We start from the raw sequence: 19428 nt of genomic DNA, 5'->3' as shown, positions 1-19428 counted from the left end.
TTTTAGTAAGGCAAATTTTCCATCTTGCTGTTGGTGGTAACTAGTGCAGCAGTATGATGTACAGGTGCGCTTGGTAATGCATTCATCTCGTGACTAACCCCTACTAAGCGGTGGTGTTCGGCGACGACAGCAGAGGTTTTGCCAATTCTGTGAGAGAATTCAGGATTAGCCTGTATAAGCGTCTCGAACTCGGCTTCCTTCTCCTCTGAGAAGAATTCTAGAAAATCGCTACCATCTGGTTTTGGTGACTTGTAAGAATCGACTACAGCAACCCAGGATTTGTCCTTTGGATTAGGTGCATCCTTTGGTTCGTGGGATGGAATAAATGTTGGTTGGAAGATTCCCAAGCGGTGAAATTCTGTACATTTCTCCGCAACAGACGATCCCATGTATTTGGCAAATGCAACTTCTAACTCGCGCTGGAATTGTTTGTATGCTTCGCCGAATTTGCTAGAAGCGATTCCTTTGATAGAAAGGACGATAGGCTTTGCGTGCAGGTTTTGATTCTTCTCATCAACTAGATAGATGAAGTAAAACCGTCTTAACACTACTTTGTCCTTACCCAGGGTTTGGTACATGTCGTACCCGTTAGGCGATTCGTAGATGCCAATGATTTCTCCTTCATCTCGTGTCTCAATATATCTTGGAGATATGTCAAGGATGTGCAGGCGAGGAGATTGCAGCAGTACTCCCATTTCTGGTGTGCCTGAAGAGAAAGTATGCTTGTGGGTAGGTTCGCTTCCTTTCCAATCTATTCCTATTAACTGCTTGTCTTTGATAAATAAGCCAACCTTTTCAGCCTCCATGTGGTTAATTATTTGACAAATGCAGATATTGCTGATGGGGGCGTTATATTCAGGGCTGGCGAATTTAGAGAGTGCAGATTTTCTTTGTTCGCTGTTATCTTGACTGGGATTTTGCATTTCTTGTGTTTGTTCGCTGTTATCTTGACTCTGATTTTGAGTTTCTTGTGTTTGTTCTTGAAGGGCAGTTGTTTTACCTTGGTTTCTGATAGCCATAACTTACACGATTGATTTAACGTCAATGCAGAAATTGCGTTTAGCATTGAGCCGTGGTAAAAAACTAAAGTCGCCAAGTGTTTTTAGGCGACTTACGTGTTGATAAACTTTAATAGTCAATCTTCACTATCTGTTAGTAATTTTTCAAATTCTTCACTGCATTCCTCTTGAATAATTTCGGGAGTGGTATAGGCGAGTGTCTGGTATACTTCTGCTAAGTTTTTAATCAGTTGCTTGACTACCGAGGTACTTTCAGTTGTAAATGTTAGAGATACAGAAGTACTGCTACTATTATGAATAGCAACTGTCTGTTCATCTGGACTACCGTAAGTAGTAATTTTGCTTTCTTTTCCAGGGATAAACCTATACGAAGTGATTATTTGAATAGCCATATTTTCCTTATCTTCTAGATTTAAATAGTACTGGTTCTAGCATTTTATTTACTAAATTAGTAGCATTGATGACTTTCCATCCGGCTTTATTGCATTGAAAAATAGCTGTTTTCATCTCCGATTGGTTGAGAATTTTGTACCTAATATGCCCTCCCGATACAGGAAATATATATGTAACGAACTTGTCTTCTAATTGGCAATATGCCATGCGTTTGTAGTACATGTTTGATGCCTCAGTTATATAACAAAAGGCAGTTAGATTATTCTGACTGCCTTTTTTTCTTTTATGGCTTGATAATTTTGATGATTCTAGTAGCTACACCAGTTGGATTATTTGACTGGAGAAATGCTTCTTTCTCCAATTTCTCATCGTAAGTGTTTCTTGAATATAACCACTCCTTAAAAGCTTTATACTTTCGGTTAAAGAAGACTGATTCTGGTACGATTGAGATGAGAATCCCTTTACGACATATCAACTTCCAAGCGTGATAGATGTGTTCTTCAATTTCACAAAATGGGGGATTCATGATGCAGGCATTGTATAAATGGTTAGGGTTAAACTCTAGAAAGTTTTTTCCTACCAGATTAAACCCTTTGAGTTCAAGAATTTGTCGCAATGTCGGGTTAATTTCAACTACTTCTAGTTGAACATTTGGGTAATTAGTAATACAATAAGCTATGCTTCCGCTACCAGCACTCGGTTCCAAAATGCGCCAGTTTGGTTGAATATCCGCAAGTTCAATAAGCCGCTGACAAACTGATTCAGGAGTAGGGAAGAAATCTCCAGATTTCATTCCAATGATTTCCAACTCAAGCTTGTTAAGTTGTTGTTTGGTGGTATCGATTTCTTCAGGTTTTACTATCTGCTGAATCTCTTCTATTGCAGATACAATTTCGCTTGCTGTGTGTAAACCTGCACGACTGAGTGATTTTAGCCAACTCTGATAATTCTCTTCATTGAAAATTGCTTGTATTTCCTGGGTTGTGTTTTTTCTCTGAGAAATTCTATACAGTGCTTCTACCTGTGATTTTTGGTAGAAGCCGCGCAGCACAGGTGGGGTATTTCCAGCTTCCCACATTTGTGCGATCGCCTTTATCCAAGATTGGATAGTCTCTAGTTCGATGCCTTCTTGGATAATTCCTTGGGCAATGGTTTTCCGGCGGTGTGTCGCCCTTTGATTCCCGATAGCTGGGTTTTTCTTTTGATCAATAATTGATTGCATCTGGGCTGCAAGTTCCCGTAGCTTTTCGGCTTTTTTGGTGTCGGGAATGTTGAAAATGTCGAAGCCGAAACTATCTTGTTGTGGTAGACTGAATAAGGATAGTTGCATTAGTCTGTTCCTTTAAATCTTTGAGGGCGCACTCAATAATTAGTTCAGTTGGTACATTCCAGGCTTTTACCTCAAATAAAGTTTTGAGGCGTTCTGACTGGCGAATAACGGCATCGCTGCATTTATTTTTCCTCTTCAGCCATTGTTGAAACTTTTGCGCTTGATTTTCATCATCAAAACCAAAATAAGTGGTTTTGCGAACGCCTAAAGGATTAGTGATTGTTCCTACCCGACGGGAGAGGAGATTGAATGTCCAACCGTCGGGTGTTAGTTCTATTTTGGTAATTTCTAATGCTTTGTTCATATTTCAACTTCTGGGATAGTGGCAAGATATTCTTCACCAGTTATTTCTTGCCTGAATAGTTTCTGGAGGTTTTCATTATGTTTTTCTAGGAGTGTTTTATCACTTACGGTTTCTTTCCCTGCCTGTTCTGTAAATGGGGCAAGAGTTCTTTCTAATCTTTCTTTAAAAGCAGTATGTCTGGCTTTAGAGTAAGTGAACTGATAAATAGGAAAGTCATCGCTATTTACAAATAGGTAGATGAGTGAGATTGCATCGTAGTTCAAAGTTGTTTTCTGCTGTAGGAGGAATAACCTAAGTTGCGTTTGGTATCTAGACTCTAGCATTTCAAATTTTGTAGGTTTTTGGATAGTCCAGTCGAATCCAATTACCTGATTTTCTGCGTAAATTACTAGGTCATATTGACTGTAAATTATGTTAGACTGGTAGTAGTATTGTAATTCTGCGTTCCATTGTTTGCTACCAGGAAGATTGAGAAATGGTTTGACTTTATCTACCCAGTTAGCAATCTGAGGATATGCTTTTAAGAAAGGTTCTACTGGAAGTCCTAATCCAATCTGCTGCATGATTAGATTAAATTGACTTCCAGCTATTTCCGAATTTCCTCTGATATAATGTGAGTATTTAGCTTCGGCAAACTCTGGGTTTTCCTCAAGAATTTCCAATAGTTGATGGTTAAACCGATTCATACAAACTGTCCAAACTTTTAGGACAGTTTGCGTTAGCTTAGAGTGGTGGTTTCTTTATGGAGCGTGATATTTTTTAAGGTTGTCTATGCTGGTGTATAGACTGCGGGTTGACATTGCTTTCAAGTCAAAGTAGCTGGCGAACTTTTTCAGTCCTCCAGTTAGGGTTAACTCTAGCAGGTATTGAGCAGCGATCGCGCTTGTCATCCGGTTGATGAATAGGGATTGGTAGTTTCGTGCTTGGATTTCGGCACAGGAAAGGTTGTTGCTGGTAAGTTCTTCTGGTAAGGGGACTAACAATTCGGGATGAACTAGCGTCGGTTGGGGAAGATGCAACCAGAATTTAGGATTATCTGGATTATCACAAGCCCGCAGAATATCAAAATCGGAGTGGGTTCCAACTACTATTTGTCCGGAGTGACTGGTATTACCACAATCTAGCCAAAATAGTGATGCTGGTTCTTTAGCGTTGTTTAGTTTCAAAACCGAATGTATTTTGTCCCTGGCGGCGGCGTTATCGACACAACCAATAATTACTGTTAGGCTGTTCCACGAACTGGTGGCGTGGACAATCTCTTCTTCAAACCAGTCGCAAATAGCTGTAATTTCAATCCCATACCTGGCGCTGCATTTTAAGGCAAGTGTATCTGCCTTGAATAGTCCAACCTCTGCTGGTTGGTAATTTTGACGGATAGTGTTTTCGGTTGAGACGGTATCGCCATCGACGATGGTAAAGCTTACCTCTTTCCCGGTTTGTTGAAGTTGTAGGATAATCCTGCATAAGTCTTCTGCAAGATACCCTCCTGTACCTCCTGCTCCGACTAGGATAAAGTTGATACGAGTGTGGCGCTGGGGTAGAACTGGTAAAGCCTGTTGGTAAGCAGTTAGTTCAAGCATATAATGTGAGCCGGGATTTCAAATATTAAATTGGAGTCGATTGGAAAGAAGTGATTGTAGATCCCGATACGGGTATAGATTGTGGGAGTGGCATCAAGCGTACCGATGATGGCGAACACTCGAAATTTCCCTCTTTCCTCCTCATTATCAGTACTTGAAGGGTAAGCTGCTAGATTTCCATGACTGTGTATTTCTACTAGCGCTTCTGTATAGGTTTGTGAGAGTGAACTTTCTAGGGATGCGACTTGGGTTGAGGAAGCTGTCTGCAACGGGGTATGGAACCACCATTGGTTATTTGCCACACCCAGGTAGAAAAGGATTTCCTGCTCTTGGTTGATAGTAGCAGTGTTAATGATGTCCGTGATTATCTGGCTCTTGACTTTTGGGACTATCAGGCGGAAGTACGGTTCAATGGGTTGTAGTCCAGCAATCTGAGTCAGGGCAATTTGCAGACAAACCTCTAACTCGCGGCGGTGCGATCGCACGAAAAGACCGTTTGATGCAAGCCAGTATTCTTGGAGTTTTTGGCTGTAGGAAAGAAGATTGTGACTTGTGGCGAGGTGATAACCGATAAAAGGATTCATGGGCTAACTGAACAGTTGGTTGATAATGTCGAATGGGGTTTTAAATTTCCAGCTTTGAAGGGGAACTAAGTCGCTTGAAGGGTAAGACTTGGCTTTTGACTCGTGTAAGCTGACTAGGGAACAGCAGATATCGTTGGGATGGGTTTTTGACTTTCCTTGAGCCAAGTCCCTGTTAAAGGGCGATTTCCAAAACAACTCCCAGGTTTGGATGATGGTGTTAGCACTGCACGCACCGGGAGAGTTTTCTCCAAAGCAGATGCTAGAGTCGTCGCGGACGTTAGGTAGGGGTGGCTTGTACAATTGAGCGTCTGGTTTAAATACCTTTCCTTTAACAGCCCACAGGTAATATTTACTACCACATCCTGCAAATAGGAATGCCGGCATTGGGACAGTAATTATCTTTATTTCCTCAACGGACACTTGCCTCAAGTCGGGTTCCCCGCCCACGGCAATGTCCTCTCCTACAAGTTGGATTTGGTACTTTTGGGGAGGGTAAAACTGAATTATTGCTTCCCCTGCTGGAGTTCTCCCCCACCAAACCGTGTTACTAGGAAGCCATCCAGATGTAGCAGTTTTACTCGTGAAAGCTTTTTCTACCGCTTCGGGGGAAAGGAATTTGTAACTGCATTTTTTACCTTCGTGTTCGACTAAGATAAATTGCCCCTTGAGAATAATTAATTGCGCGATTAACTCGGACTGGGGAATACTTGCAAGAAGACTTTGAGAGATATTTTCTAAGTCGATTATTGGCAATATATTGATATCAGTATTCATAGTTCTGATGCTTGGTTCCAGAGTTTAACTATTGTTTTTCGGGCAGTCAGAGATGTTTCTATAAGATGGGCAAGTGCATTTGAGTTTTCCATCATCAATACAGCTTCAAGCCACTTTTGAGCGAGAAACATAACATTTTCGTAAGTCCACTCTAGCCAGTCGCTTGTCTCATACGTAACATCTAACCAGATATTCTCAGTTGAGTAATCGATAATTCGTATGGCTGTAACTAGATGTTGAAGTGGGCTTTTGTAGCAACGGCATAGTTTAGTAAGCGAGTCGGGATAGATATCTTCTGCTGGTGTTATACATTCAGGAGTAAAACCAAAATGTACTTCCCATTCGTCGAGATTGTACCCTTGTCCCATAAGTGAGAGGAGGAACTTTTCAAAGTATTCTATATCCTCAAAATCTTCGTACCACCACTCAGGTTTTTGTGGTGATATTGGGATATTACTACGATCGGGACTAAACTCTATATCGTCGATGTACTCGATTGGAAATAGATGTTCATTAACCAGTCGAATAAACTCAATTTCTCTATCAATGTAAGCACTTTCTCGATGCGAGTGTTGATCAATAGTCATGGATGATTCTAACCAATGTTCTGGGAATATTTTTTGGTACAGACTTAAGATATTTACTCGTTGGGAGAGATTTTCAAGGTAGATAGTCGCTGTTAAACAAGTAATTGGTATTTTGAATGAGTGTATGTTGGTAAGCATAAATAGTAAGCCGCTATCGTGCGGCTTAGCACATGTTATTACAGTACGGGATATTTACTTGTGGCTGCGGGTTGCTGCTTAAGGCTTTGGGTTACTTTTTCTGTGTAAGTTTCCCAGCTTTGAGCCGATTTTATTGCGAGGTCTATTTCAGGCTGTATTGCGATTAAACCTGAGAGAGTAATTTGATTTTTTATTTCTAGAAGTTTTAACTGCCACGCTAACTTTAGTGCAGGATTTACTTCAAAGGGGGATTCTCGCAACTGCTGTATTGTTACTTCTTGAATTAGATTACCCTTAGTACCTGCTTTCTTTACCAGCCGAATTGAAACCGTGTCATCAGTTGTTTGTCGTTCGATTTCGGCATTAGCATACTCTGGAAAGTAGACGCTAATAGCTGTTTTAAGTGTATTATCGTCAGAGGCAATTGTTTCATCTAGTAGGATTTGCTGTCCTTCAATGTGTGCAATATATTTCATAATAGTTGTTAAAACAGTGACAGTTGGTTACTAGAGTTAGATGCTTTATTTTTGCTTTCAGGTAATTCGCGCTTTTGTACTGATGGAGACGACTGCTGATGTTCGTGATATATGTTCTGATTTTCCTTCTGCTTGCATATAGCTAACATTTTTGGGAGATATTTTTCTAATTCCACTAAACAGTCATTTATGATAGGATGAGATGTTAACTCAGTCTTGTTAATTGTCTTAATAATTGGAGTCGCATTCTTAATTCCAATTGAAATAATTGCTATTTCCGAATTTGGTATTACCTGAATGGTAATTAGGACAGGATTTATGTTCTGATTATCCAGACTTATCTCGTTAGATGAATCTTGATTTATGGCTTCAGTATTTATAGATTCATCTGAGGCTTCATCTTTATTGTTGGTATCCTGGGCATCTGAATTAAAATCTCTGTAACTAGCCTCTGGGTTAGTTACATTTTCGTTGGGTTGTATTTGACTGTTCATGACTAAGAAAGGTTGGCGAATCTGAATAAGGTACGGATCGTGATGCCAGTAAGGCGAAACGACTGCCATTTATAAGCGCATTCGCCTATTTTGTATTTAGGTGATAGCTGGCTCCAGGTGTCCCATGCTTCAAGTAAAATAGGGCTAACGCTCTTGAGTGCCATCCCTATTTGAATCCAGGAATGGTAATCATCTGCAAATCGGGGGTGGATCACTTCGAGAAGTGCAAGCGCGGTTTGAATGTTTTTCTCGATTTCCGGGTATAAACAAGCATAAATATCTACCCCGGAACGGCGGTCGTATTTTTCCTGGGGTAGGTTGAACTTTCTTGCTTTCTCCTGTTTGACGAGCATCTGGGCAATTACCCAATCGGGAGCTATCTCTAATTGGCGATCGCACGGGCTGCAACCGGGGAGCCATTTGTACATCCTGCCCTCTGGATGGAAGGAGGGAGGAAGAATTGACGCAAGATTTTTGCCCCGAAACTCTAGGTGTTCGTCTCGTCCGGTTTTGACTTTACGAGATTTTACCTCCCAAGTTCTCAAACCAGGAATAAGGTACAAATGCTGGCTTCGGTATTTCCTGCCAGAGGTAAATGCAACTGTGGGAGGAAGGTATTTTTGAGCGCGTTCCCGTGAATCGGCGGGTGTTATTTGCTCAAGTTTCTCTGGCTTTAACCCGTTTATTTCCAGGATTTTTCGCCATGAGGTTTCCCCGTCGCAGTCGATAGCTACCAGATACCCTTGGGGGTGATTGGGTCCGCATACCAAGGCGATGCCTGTGGGGACGATGTATCTGTCATTGATCCAGACTTTAAAGCGGCGGCGGCTAAGTTCGGCTTGTAGTTTTCTAGGAGAGTAGGTGTTCTTCTCCCATTCTTTTCCCAAAGGACGTTTACCGAACGTGGGGACAACTTGCCATTCTTCGGGTAAAGTGTCTAGGGAAGATACCAACTGTCGAATTTGAGCGTGTGCGTGCATGAGTTCATATATTTATGTGTTTAAGTGACTCATGCACCGTTTGCGTAAGTACCTGTGGTGGTTTACAACGACTTCTGCAGGTGACCTGCTTCAACTAGCTTGGTAAGGGTATTTTGGTCAAACGCTTTGATACACGATATTAGCTGTTGCCACTGTTGCCACTTTTCATGTGAGTAGCCATGTTCAGGGTCGAAGTTACAGACTTCGCAGAATTTATAAAAGTCTGCGTTCCAATAGAAGGTACAGATGCCTTCTAGCAAATATTTGACTTCTTGTTCCATAGGGATAATTCCAACATTTTTTCAAGAATTGGTGTGTTAGTTATTGTGGCGATAAGTAAGTCGGCATCATAATTTAGAGGCAAGTACAAAAACGTAAACAGGCTTAAAACTCTCTTCCCGAATGCCCTCTGCCCTCTGCTTTCTGCCTTACTTTAACGACAATTTTTCATACCGACCTACTTATGTTTAAGTAATTGGTAGTAAAGTTGGTTAGTTGTTACTAGTTCTCGAACGATGTTCCGGCGGAGTCGTGCGCTTTATGTATCATTTGGACTGCCGATATCTTGGCTTGATATTTCTGAGCCAGTTATACAATATTTATCTGTGAGCTTATCGAATTCAAACTCAATTTTGATGCCGTGCCACAACAGCCATGCCATACAGGTTGCAAGACTCATTGATTTAGGAATGCTAAAATTAGTGCCAGTGTAAGCAACAACTGGAATCAATAATTCTGGTTTTTCAAATTCGTATTTTCGTATTTGACATCCGATGTTGTCTTTATTTCTGAACCACTCCAGCAGCAATCCCATGCGATCGCATTCTTCAAGTAGAATATTTGTATCACTCCATTGGGAACTAAAATAGGGTGCGCCTCCATTTTCGTACCAGTCTTCGTGTTCATAAGTCCATTCTGACTCACCGCCTGCATTTACTACCTCTTCGGGGAAAAGTAATTTTACTTTTATGGCATAATAATCTCCTCCATAAATCCATGTTGCCCCTGGAGTAAACTGACTGCATTCTTCTTCTATTTCCGATTCAACCCAACCTAACAAGAGTGCAATAATATTGTCTATTTCTGCAAGTGAATTTATCTTGACAATGTTCATATTTATGGTGGCTTGGATTTTATTGACTGAAGGGGAGGAGGAGGGGGTATGGAAAAAGGCAGTTTGACTGTGAAGTGTTGCTATTCCTGTTATTAAGCAATTGGTTTGTTGTTATTCATGACAAAAATTTTGGTTTGGACTCAAAAGTAGCCGAGAGTAAAGACTGGAGTTTGGACTAATCCGGTTTCGACCTGCAATTAACACTCATTGGCAGGACAAAGCGGCTCAACTTCAAGTTTGAAACTGAGTCAAGTTGAATCATCAGGTTTTTAGCCGAAACTAAGCAGCAGTGGAGTCGGCAATATTGCAGTGATTCTTCGGGTTTAGCTTTTTTAGATGCGTGTTTTTTAACAGTAGGATAAGTTGGACGTGGGGGTGGTTGATGTCCGGGAGCGCGACAAGCGTGATTTTCCACGGGTTTTTGGTGGTTTAGCCGGAGTACCAATAGAGGCTAAAATTAGGGGAAACGCTTGTGCACGCCGAGACAGTGTATCCTGAGTTGATTGCCAAGGCAATGGGGAGTCGATGCAAGCTTCCCACGAAGCGCCACAATTGCCAAGTTAACAGAGGCACTTCTGTCACTCCATCGCTCTGCTGCCTGAGTCGAACTTAATTGAGGCTGTGTCCAATGTAGCCTTTGCGAAGCAAAGCGATACCCTTCGGGTTCGCAGTCGCCTACGGAGGGAAACCCTCCTGCAGCGCTGTCTCACCAATGTTCGAGCGCAAAGCGACGTAAGTATTTATGCCAGAAGTCCTCTAATGGGGGCATCGTCTGACCAAGCCAAGCGCGAGCCATAAGGGTTTGAATTTCCGATTTCGCCCTGCTGGTTTAATCACCTCGACACGGATGATCTCCATGTCTCGGTTGGGGGATTCCAAAAAATGATATCCGCTTCCTAGCATCAGTTTGACCTGACCAACCTTTGGGTCCTCAACAATCAAAGTCTCATCTGCCTCTGGCTTTGTTGTGGGGTCATTCAGCTTAAACTTATGACCATGCTTACGTGGTGCGCCTCGACCTTTTTTGACCTCGGGTTTACCCCAAAGGCATCTATTGGATGCTAACCTGAGTAATAAGTCAGCTTCTATACCAGCGGTAGCCTTCACAAATTTGGCGTTGCCATAGCCTCTATCATAAGCAACAAGTGGTCTAGTTCCGCGCCTGCCGAGTCACAAGCTTGAGTTGAAACGCTGCCTTACTCGTTGGGGTTTCAAAGCTGGTAATCATGCCCGTGCCTTAACGGTAATGCCCAACTCCCATTTGACTCTGGTATCCATGCCAAGGTACTATAACTTTGTCCCACACTGGCACTAACTCCTTTCCCCCCACTAAAAGTCCTTTCTTTGAGCGTCTTTGCGTCTGGTCTGGGCCAAAAGGTATGATCTCCTGCTAGAAATGGTTGTTCTTCAGTTTTTACTTTCTCTACCAGCAAATTCATCAGTTTTCTTCTATTGGGACGACTGTCATGCAGTGCGGCATAAATACTCGACCATTCCCGCCTAAACATTGGATTTTGGGTAGTCGCTACAAATGATTGAATGGTTGGGCGCCGTCTTCACTGCATCCATCAACTCAAATACTGAGTCTCTAGCAATACCATTGACAATCGTAGATTGCTTGCCGAAATTCTTCTAATTGTGTCAGGATCATCTGAGTCAATGAGCTTTTGTTTACATTCATTGACTTTACAGCAGTCAGAAGTGATACTGACTGCTTTTCTCTAAAACAATCAGTCTTCACCTCAGTATTGCTGTCTGTTTTTTATCTCTTATTCTATCAGTGCTTTGCTTCTGTCTGAGCTTTTAGTCCAAACTCCAGTAAAGAACATCTCCACCAAATAAGTAACTAATATTTGGGATTTTTAAACTTAAATGGTGTCGGCGCAATTAAGCTAATCTTTGATTTAGAGCATTTTCGACTTGGTAAGTCCCAAGAGTACAATTTTGATTGAGGGGGAAGATGGGAAATTCAGAATATTTGTCCAATGTTTTGGTTACTCGGCACAGCACCATTACTCCCTCTCTACCCTTTTTATTGCAGTCATAGTAATAGTTGATAATTTCAAACTCATTGTTACCTGCTTCAAATCTTTCTCCTGCATATTGAGAAATAGCTTTTTTCCAATTTGGTTGCCAAACCATTAGCGTATCTAATGCCATTGACCTAATAGTTGAATGGTCAAGTTTGCTAAGAATATCTGGTAGATATTCGCATTGAGTGGCGATAACTTCTCGTGCATAATTTACTAACCAATATTCAGCTTCTTTGAGAAGTTTCTCTGATTCGATATTTTGACATACCTCATGATGAACCTTTGCCATTAGATATGCCCGCTGCTCGAAAACCATCCCGTTAGTCCGCATTTTTAAATCTGACGGGTAATCAATCATCAAATCAGTAAGTTCATCGCTGATAGCTGGTAAGGGATATTTCTTGTCAGTCTGGTTTTCTCTATATAATATTTTGATTTCATATCCCTGATTAGTAGCATAATTGATGATATAATCGATGCGACCATATTCAACAAAATCACCTAATTTTAGGTTTGTTTCTAGCAGGAGATATGTCGGTGCATGAAGAATTTGAAACTTGCTAGGGCTTTGACTTGAATCGGCTAATAATTCAATGTACATAGCTGCTATTTACGAACTGCGGAAACTAGTGCGTGAGCAATGTACGTGGTTTTTCCCTTGCTACTAATAAAAAATAGTCCCACCATTACTAGGTAGGACTATTTTTAGACTTTATTGATTAATGGTGATTGTTTCCGATGACTTGGTTATTTCATCAAGTAGGAATAATCCAATCGATTTAAACAACGCTTTGTTATCTTCAGGACAGCGATGAATAGTTGTACAAGAGGAACATCCGTACTTACAGGGACAGTTTTCCACTAGAAACTTAGCTTTCATAAAAGCTGTTTCTAAGTATTTGATGAGGGTATCACACATTCCCGTGCCATGTTCACAGGTGTCGAAGAAGTAGCCTATAGTATAGGGTTTATTAGCTGTTTTTACTAACATGAAATCTAAATCTCGACTGTTTGCGCCATGTTCGACAAGTGGTAAGCTCAGAATTAGTTGATGTGCCAGAGTATGAATACAGGTGTCGGTTTCATTATTGTCGAATAGTTCTTTCTCTTCTTGAGGGATGTATTTCTGTTTTTTGAGAATTTCTTTGATAAAATTACTAACTACATCTGCAAAGTGTTTCTTTGCTTCTGGATTAACTTCTACTCTGATGCAGAAAGTATTGTAGCTGAGAGCGAGTATTTCCTTATACTTATATTCCTCCACAAGTTCGATAGTTTCTTTTTCAAAGAGTTGATTATTACACGCAGGACAAGTTTGTAAATGTACGTGCAAGTTTGAATTATAATTTTTGCATTTGTTGTTAATGCAACTCCATTTTAGTTCTCGTCTGTACAAGTTATAGCCGTAAATCTCTTGCTTGATTAGGGCAACAACTGGCGTAAACCTAATCGCACCTTGAGGTAACCTGACAATTTTATTCTCAAGAGCAAGCTTGATTTCTTCAAACTCCAGGAAACCCAAAGCGCGGGTAAACTGGCTGGTAGTGCCAATTGGCTTGAGACAAGCTTTCCCTTCGCTCAGGTTTAGTTCAATGGATTTGTACCATGCGGGGTTCCCATCGAAGTCTTGAGCAGGATAAATCGCGCCTGGATAGACTTCTCGCAATGCTGTAGAGGTACTGCTTACCTCGAATTCTTCCCCACTGTCAAGGTTCACATACCCGACGTTTCTGTCAGTATTACCCCTAACTTTGATATTTGAGTGTACGTAACCCTGACTGCGATTGGTAGCTATTTTCTGGTTATAGCTGAAACTTATTTTGTTTTCCCCAATCAACTGTTTTGCGATCGCTTCACCAAGACTACCAAAATGACGGCTAATTTGAGCTAGTGTCGGTTTATTTTCCTTGCAGCAGGCGAGAATGTGCTGTGAGAGGATGGTTTCGTAGTTGTGGTTGAAATTGATTATTTCTGGAGGGTCAGATAACAGTCTTTCCGGGTGCAAGGCATAATATCCATCCATAATTGACCTTTTGGATGGTATAAATATCAACAATCCTTCTTTTTGCCTGCCAGATCTTCCTGCCCGTTGCCGAAAGGCGAGAATTGAACCGGGATAGCTGTGTACGACGGTTGCGTCAATGGAGCCGATATCCAAACCAGCTTCAAGGGCGGAGGTTGAGACTATGAATTTCACCTTTCCTAACTGTATATCTGTAACAATTTTGTTCCTCTGGTTTGGCTTCATACTTCCATAAAATGCAGAAATGGTTTCTCCAAGGTGGGCTAGTTGCATCTCGGTTAGGGCTTTACGGATGCTATTGGTTAAAACTTTGACCAGAGCGCGGTTATCGCAGAAGCAAATTCCAACAATGCCTCTGCTTACAAGCAATGCTGCTATCTGGGCAGTTTGGTATACAGTATTGTTTCGTGGTTTGAGGCTAAGAAAGGTGATTTCTGGGCGTTTCGCCCCACTTTGGTCAATAATAGTAAGATTGTGAGGTCCTACTCGATTAGATAGCTTTTGGGCTATTTCCCTGCTGTTACTGATTGTTGCTGAAGCAAAGATATACTTCAAATTTGATAGTTCATTTCCAGCAATTTCCATCATTAGTTGGGTGCGGCGATTAAGCAATGCAAAATGCGCCCCAAAGATGCCCGAATAAAAGTGCATTTCGTCACAGACAATAATTGAGATATTTCTGATTGTTTCTCTAAATCCCCAATTTGACTCGTATTGGAAATTGTTTAACTCGTGGTTCCAAACATCAGGTGTGACGCATACAATTGACGGTTTATTGCTGTAAAGTTGTTTGCGTTGTTGAGGCGGTATATCCCCATTGATGTTAATAACTTGCGGACGAATTTCTTCATCTAAATAGCTAACAAACAAGCGGATTTTATCCTCCTGATCCTTGGCAAGCGCTTTGAGGTTAAAGAACACCAAAGCCGATTTCCCTTTAAGGCATTCGTGCATAACTGGAATCAGGAAAGATATGCTTTTACCACTGCTTGTAGGAGTTTGGAGGATGATATCTGAAGATTGCTTGTAAGCTGACCACGCTTCGATTTGATGGGAATATAACTGAGTGATTCCTGATTTAACTAGAGCATCTTTAACCGCAGGGTGAATATCATCGGGTATAGGATAAAGTTGCGCTTCTTTTGCTGGTATTATATCACAGCTTTGCAGTTTTCCTGCTCCATCAAGGATAGCTGCTATCTCTTGATAGAGGATACTTTTACCACATGGTGCTTCGTTAATGGGTAAGAGTTTTCCATCTTGGACTTCTTGTTGCCAATTAAAGATAATTTGGCTAACATTGCCTTTCTTGAAGTAAAGGTTTTCATCAATGATGGCTGCGATGTGAATAACACCGTGTTGTTTGGAATAAACTTGTTTGTTTGGTTGTAACCACTCAGGTTGATTTGGTTTCATGTGAATAATGCTTGTTCTATGTTTAATCAGAAAGGCAGTCTTCTTGTGTTGTGGTTATTACTACGACGGCTTGTACTAATATTGAATTAAAAAAATCATCGTCCTCTAAATAGGAGACGATGATTGATGGGTTATGCCGTCAGGAGTGCAAGCGTAGCTTTATGCAGTGATTAAAGATGTAAAAAATAGCTTCTATAGCTATATTTGACTCTGGTGACAAGAAGTGGGTGGACGAATTGATTCAAAGTGCGATCACCACTTTTCGGCTTGAACTTCAACAACAAATAGAAGAACTAAGGGGGGAATTATTTGCCTGAGAGGAAAACCTCAACCTCCCAGGCAGCTTGATGAGGGGAATCCTGCGATTCATGATCAAAATATTGGTGAAGCGGAACTATCACCAAGTTCCGTACTGCGAGTTTGTGATAAGTGCGGTGCTGGAATCAAGAAAAAGTACGGAATTCGAGTACGCAAACGCACTGGGGAAATGCTGCAAAAATATGAATGCCACAATGGGCATTACTTCCAAGTGCCAATCAATGACAAACCCTCAGTATCTGATTAGTGGCATTTCCCGTATGGGCGCACCAAAGGCAATCACTGCTACTGCCCATAAAGAGCGCCCACATTTTTTACCGGCTTTGAACCTCTGGAGATGCCTACACCGACCCTGGTATTGATGCTGATTCTCAACAGTATCGAGATCGGATGCTGAAAAAGCTTCAAAAAAAAGCTCAAGCTCAAGGCTTAGAACTCATCCCTATTTCTAACCCTACGGAATGTGTTTCTTAAGAGATCATTCCTTGTGCGTTGTTTTACCCCTGATACATTTTATAGTCATTTTATCAATTAGGAAATTTTAATACCTTTAGTTGGTTTAATCACTGTCGTCTATTTACCTGAAAATTGCTGTAACTGTTGTAATAATAAACTAGGATAATACAGAGAGGGAGGTAGCTCGTGGAACCATTATTAACTACTGCTGCAATAGCTGTTGGCTCCGTAATTGCCACTAAAGCATTGGAAAAAACGGGCGAAAAGGTAGGAGAAGCTTTATGGGACAAAACTGGCAAGTTCCTTGTAACACTAAAAAAACAGTCTCCCCATACTGTAGTTGCTATTGAGAAAGCGCCAGAACAACCACTCGATTACGGTAAGGCAGTGTTGGAAGTAGAATCTGCTGCTCAAGCAAATCCTGAAGTCAATCAAGTCATGCAGGGATTAGTAGCATTAGCAGAAACTAATCCACCACCGAATTTGGCTAAAATCCTTGGAGAGATAGAAGAAGCTGTGAAGAACTCTCAACACTTATACCCTTCGACTTTTATCCAAAATATTCAAAAAGCTATTAATGCAGCTCAAACCCAAAACATTGACCAAAGAGGTAGTAATTTTACTATTTGACTGACTACGCCCGAAGGGGAACGGGCAAAGCCAAATCCCATCAACTGGTGCGAAGTTTGTTACCGTAAATTCTCTGAGCAACTTCAGAATAATCGCAGCCGACGGCACGCGACCGAAAGTGCTGTTGAACTTGACATTTACGTACCTTTGGGGTTGGTTGAGCGCAAGCGTCAATCTAGCCGCAGTGCGGAGTTTTTTGCAAAAGGTGAATTAACGCCGGAAAGAGGAACGGAATTCTACCAACTACCTCTAGAAGTCATCGAAAAGATATATGACCACGATACATTTCTCACAAAAGTCATAGGAGATGGTTCAAACGTTAAGGGTAAAATAGCAATCATAGGGGAACCGGGAGTCGGAAAGTCTACATTGCTAGAAAAAATAGGTAGCTACTTAATTGAGCGTAACGCATTACCTATTTATATTCCCTTGAGCAATTTATCAGGTGACACCTTAAAAAAATATTTACTTACCCGTTGGCTGAGTAATTTAGTTGAATCAGTTGCACCTGAACAATTACGGGAATTATTACAGACACAACGAGTGTGGCTGCTGTTAGATGGTGTAGATGAGATACCCAACACATCTGCATCCGAAGCGCTAAATAAAGTTAGTGATTTCATCAACGAACTACCGGGCGCACGGGTAGTCCTAACTTGTCGGTTAAATGTCTGGGACGCTAGCACTAAAAATCTACTTGATTTTCAAAATTACAAAACTCAGGTTTTTAGCCGTGAGCAGGTACACGATTTTATTACCCAATGGTTTGAACGTGCATCTTCTCTTGATAAAGGAGATTTTGATAAAGGGGAAAAACTATGGCGGAAGCTGATTGAACCCGGAAGGGAGCGCTTACTAGATTTAGTAAAAAACCCTCTTAGATTAGCTTTGATGTGTCAAGTTTGGGGCTTGAACTCTAGTGCTAATTTACCAGAAACTCAAGCCGCACTTTACGAGAGATTTACTCTCAACCACTATGAGTGGAAACAAAGAGAATTTCCTACGACTGACGCGCAACAAGTTGCGTTGAATAAAGCTCTAAGTCAGTTGGCACTAAAGGCTATAGATGATTCCGAAATTAGATATCGTATTAGGCGAGATTTTGCCTTCGAGGTAATGGGGGAGGATTTATTTAACCTTGGCTTAAAGCTGGGTTGGCTAAATCAAGTAGATAGGGATAAATCTGGCAAACCTTTTTATGCTTTCTACCATGCTACCTTTCAGGAGTATTTCGCCGCTTTGGCAATTGATGATTGGAACTTTTTCTTGCCCCGCGCTCATAAAAATAAATTTATAAAAACAGAACGATATCGAATTTTTGAACGGCAATGGAGGCAAGTGCTTTTACTATGGCTGGGACGTGAGGATGTAAAAAGTAAATGTAAAGATGATTTTATCAATGCATTGATAGGGTTTAAAGATGGTTGCGGTTGCTTTTATCAATATCAAGCTTATTCTTTGGCAGGTATAGGAATTTTAGAGTTTAAAAATTGTTCTAGAGCCTTGGAAATAGTCAAACAAATCGTGAAGTGGAGCCTGAGGGATTTTAATGATTTTGAAAAAGAGTTGTGGGGCGATTTAGTTTGCGACAAGATTACAAATAACGCTAGAGCATTATTATTGCAAACGGATAGACAAAAAGCAATCCCTCTACTGGTTGAATCATTGCGGAACGCACACGTAAAATATAAAGAGAATTTTTCTGCTCAAAACGTTTGTTTGTGGGCAGCCGAATTTTTGTATGAAATCGATCCAGGCAACCAAGATGCTATCAACGCCTTAGTCGAGTTTATCCAGAACTCGAAAGATAAACATAACCTTATTGAAGCATTAACTTATTTGTATAGACTTGACCAAACTAGCATAAATATTATTTACCTTTTCATGATGTACAACTTAAGTTGGACCCAAATAAGTGAAGATTCTTTCTATTCAAAAGACTTAATACGCACCCAAATAAATGAATATTATTATAAATTACCACGAAAAGAAATTTATAATTTACACCAAGAATATGACGATCCTTTATTTGACTTTATACTTGACAATTCAAATAAATATAGGTTTAATTATGGTACAGAATATTTGGTTATAAATCATCATTTCAGCTTAGATATTATCGATTGTTTAGTTGAGTTAATAAGCAACTTGCAAGATGAATCTGACTGTGCGAATGCGGCATCCGCTTTGTATACAATCAACTCTGGCAACAAATCCATAATTAACGTTTTAGTTGAGTTAATCTGGTCGAGCGCGGGAAGTTATGATTTTTCCGATAAGCTTATCTATTATTTATCGTTAGAATTTTTGAGTAAAATGGGCGTTGGCAACCAAGATGCTATCAAGGCTTTAGTTGAGTTAATCTGGAACACGGACGATGAAGATACCCGTCAGCGTGCAGCAGAATCTTTAGGCAAAATTGACCCAGGCAACCAAGATGCTATCAAGGCTTTAGTTGAGTTAATCTGGAACACGGACGATGAATTTACCTGTCCGCGTGCAGCAGAATCTTTAAATAAAATTGACCCAGGCAACCAAGATGCTATCAGTGTTTTATTTGATTTAAGCCGGAACGCTGAATATGGATATACTCGCGTATATGCGGCAGAAACTTTAAATAAAATCGATCCAGGCAACCAAGATGCTATCAACGCCTTAGTCGAGTTAAGCTGGAACGCTCAAAATGAACTTACTTGTGTATGTGCGGCAGAAACTTTAAATAAAATCGATCCAGGCAACCAAGATGCTATCAACGCCTTAGTCGAGTTAAGCTGGAACG

At 40.8% G+C, this 19428-nt stretch carries 21 protein-coding genes; 2 read left to right on the top strand and 19 right to left on the bottom strand.

Annotated elements, in window-relative coordinates:
- Window positions 1-2 precede the first annotated feature (2 nt).
- From ICL16_RS07995 to ICL16_RS07900, 19 genes are all read right to left on the bottom strand, one after another.
- Window positions 3-1019, bottom strand: a complete 1017-nt coding sequence (locus ICL16_RS07995; protein ID WP_238360662.1) for a DUF5895 domain-containing protein — start codon at window positions 1017-1019, stop codon at window positions 3-5.
- Between the two features lie 116 nt (window positions 1020-1135).
- On the bottom strand, window positions 1136-1411 hold the full coding sequence (locus tag ICL16_RS07990; protein WP_190826321.1) for a hypothetical protein: 276 nt from the start codon (window positions 1409-1411) through the stop codon (window positions 1136-1138).
- A gap of 7 nt (window positions 1412-1418) precedes the next feature.
- Window positions 1419-1634 carry a hypothetical protein gene (locus tag ICL16_RS07985; protein ID WP_190826320.1) on the bottom strand — a complete coding sequence of 72 codons (216 nt, stop codon included), beginning with the start codon at window positions 1632-1634 and terminating at the stop codon, window positions 1419-1421.
- Between the two features lie 61 nt (window positions 1635-1695).
- Window positions 1696-2742, bottom strand: a complete 1047-nt coding sequence (locus ICL16_RS07980; protein WP_238360661.1) for a DNA methyltransferase family protein — start codon at window positions 2740-2742, stop codon at window positions 1696-1698.
- Complete coding sequence (locus ICL16_RS07975; RefSeq protein ID WP_190826319.1) at window positions 2705-3046, bottom strand: hypothetical protein; 342 nt, start codon at window positions 3044-3046, stop codon at window positions 2705-2707. Before ICL16_RS07975 ends, ICL16_RS07980 begins: the two co-directional genes overlap by 38 nt.
- Window positions 3043-3732 carry a hypothetical protein gene (locus ICL16_RS07970; RefSeq protein WP_190826318.1) on the bottom strand — a complete coding sequence of 230 codons (690 nt, stop codon included), beginning with the start codon at window positions 3730-3732 and terminating at the stop codon, window positions 3043-3045. The genes ICL16_RS07975 and ICL16_RS07970 overlap by 4 nt, the downstream gene beginning before the upstream one ends.
- A 54-nt stretch (window positions 3733-3786) precedes the next feature.
- Complete coding sequence (locus tag ICL16_RS07965) at window positions 3787-4626, bottom strand: ThiF family adenylyltransferase (protein WP_190826317.1); 840 nt, start codon at window positions 4624-4626, stop codon at window positions 3787-3789.
- The gene (locus ICL16_RS07960) at window positions 4614-5210 is read right to left on the bottom strand and encodes a Mov34/MPN/PAD-1 family protein (RefSeq protein ID WP_190826316.1); all 597 of its coding nucleotides are present in this window, start codon (window positions 5208-5210) and stop codon (window positions 4614-4616) included. Before ICL16_RS07960 ends, ICL16_RS07965 begins: the two co-directional genes overlap by 13 nt.
- Before the next feature lie 3 nt (window positions 5211-5213).
- Window positions 5214-5984: a hypothetical protein gene (locus tag ICL16_RS07955; protein WP_190826315.1), complete on the bottom strand. Its 771-nt coding sequence runs from the start codon at window positions 5982-5984 to the stop codon at window positions 5214-5216.
- Window positions 5981-6571: a hypothetical protein gene (locus ICL16_RS07950; protein ID WP_238360660.1), complete on the bottom strand. Its 591-nt coding sequence runs from the start codon at window positions 6569-6571 to the stop codon at window positions 5981-5983. The genes ICL16_RS07955 and ICL16_RS07950 overlap by 4 nt, the downstream gene beginning before the upstream one ends.
- 176 nt (window positions 6572-6747) lie before the next feature.
- Window positions 6748-7185 carry a hypothetical protein gene (locus tag ICL16_RS07945; protein ID WP_190826313.1) on the bottom strand — a complete coding sequence of 146 codons (438 nt, stop codon included), beginning with the start codon at window positions 7183-7185 and terminating at the stop codon, window positions 6748-6750.
- 8 nt (window positions 7186-7193) lie between these two features.
- Window positions 7194-7679, bottom strand: coding sequence for a hypothetical protein (locus ICL16_RS07940; RefSeq protein ID WP_190826312.1), 486 nt, complete (start codon window positions 7677-7679; stop codon window positions 7194-7196).
- Between the two features lie 2 nt (window positions 7680-7681).
- Window positions 7682-8659 carry a bifunctional DNA primase/polymerase gene (locus ICL16_RS07935; protein WP_190826311.1) on the bottom strand — a complete coding sequence of 326 codons (978 nt, stop codon included), beginning with the start codon at window positions 8657-8659 and terminating at the stop codon, window positions 7682-7684.
- A 62-nt stretch (window positions 8660-8721) separates the two neighbouring features.
- A complete protein-coding gene (locus ICL16_RS07930) occupies window positions 8722-8940 on the bottom strand; it encodes a hypothetical protein (protein ID WP_190826310.1) in 219 nt (72 codons plus the stop codon).
- Window positions 8941-9197: 257 nt separating this feature from the next.
- Window positions 9198-9773 carry a hypothetical protein gene (locus tag ICL16_RS07925; RefSeq protein WP_190826309.1) on the bottom strand — a complete coding sequence of 192 codons (576 nt, stop codon included), beginning with the start codon at window positions 9771-9773 and terminating at the stop codon, window positions 9198-9200.
- A gap of 756 nt (window positions 9774-10529) precedes the next feature.
- The gene (locus ICL16_RS45440; RefSeq protein WP_190826307.1) at window positions 10530-10880 is read right to left on the bottom strand and encodes a hypothetical protein; all 351 of its coding nucleotides are present in this window, start codon (window positions 10878-10880) and stop codon (window positions 10530-10532) included.
- Window positions 10881-10984: 104 nt separating this feature from the next.
- The gene (locus ICL16_RS45435; protein WP_238360659.1) at window positions 10985-11281 is read right to left on the bottom strand and encodes a hypothetical protein; all 297 of its coding nucleotides are present in this window, start codon (window positions 11279-11281) and stop codon (window positions 10985-10987) included.
- A 379-nt stretch (window positions 11282-11660) separates the two neighbouring features.
- On the bottom strand, window positions 11661-12407 hold the full coding sequence (locus tag ICL16_RS07905; RefSeq protein ID WP_190826306.1) for a hypothetical protein: 747 nt from the start codon (window positions 12405-12407) through the stop codon (window positions 11661-11663).
- A gap of 111 nt (window positions 12408-12518) precedes the next feature.
- Complete coding sequence (locus ICL16_RS07900) at window positions 12519-15245, bottom strand: DEAD/DEAH box helicase (protein WP_190826305.1); 2727 nt, start codon at window positions 15243-15245, stop codon at window positions 12519-12521.
- 960 nt (window positions 15246-16205) lie between these two features.
- Between ICL16_RS07900 and ICL16_RS07895 the strand changes: the two genes are divergently transcribed.
- Complete coding sequence (locus ICL16_RS07895; protein ID WP_190826304.1) at window positions 16206-16649, top strand: hypothetical protein; 444 nt, start codon at window positions 16206-16208, stop codon at window positions 16647-16649.
- A 153-nt stretch (window positions 16650-16802) separates the two neighbouring features.
- On the top strand, window positions 16803-19428 hold a 2626-nt coding region (locus ICL16_RS07890), incomplete at its 3' end, for a HEAT repeat domain-containing protein (protein WP_190826303.1).

It is taken from the genome of Iningainema tapete BLCC-T55, from assembly GCF_014698965.1.
Lineage (GTDB): Bacteria > Cyanobacteriota > Cyanobacteriia > Cyanobacteriales > Nostocaceae > Iningainema > Iningainema tapete.
Note: the sequence above shows the minus strand (reverse complement) of the source record. Positions and strands in the feature narration are given on the sequence as shown.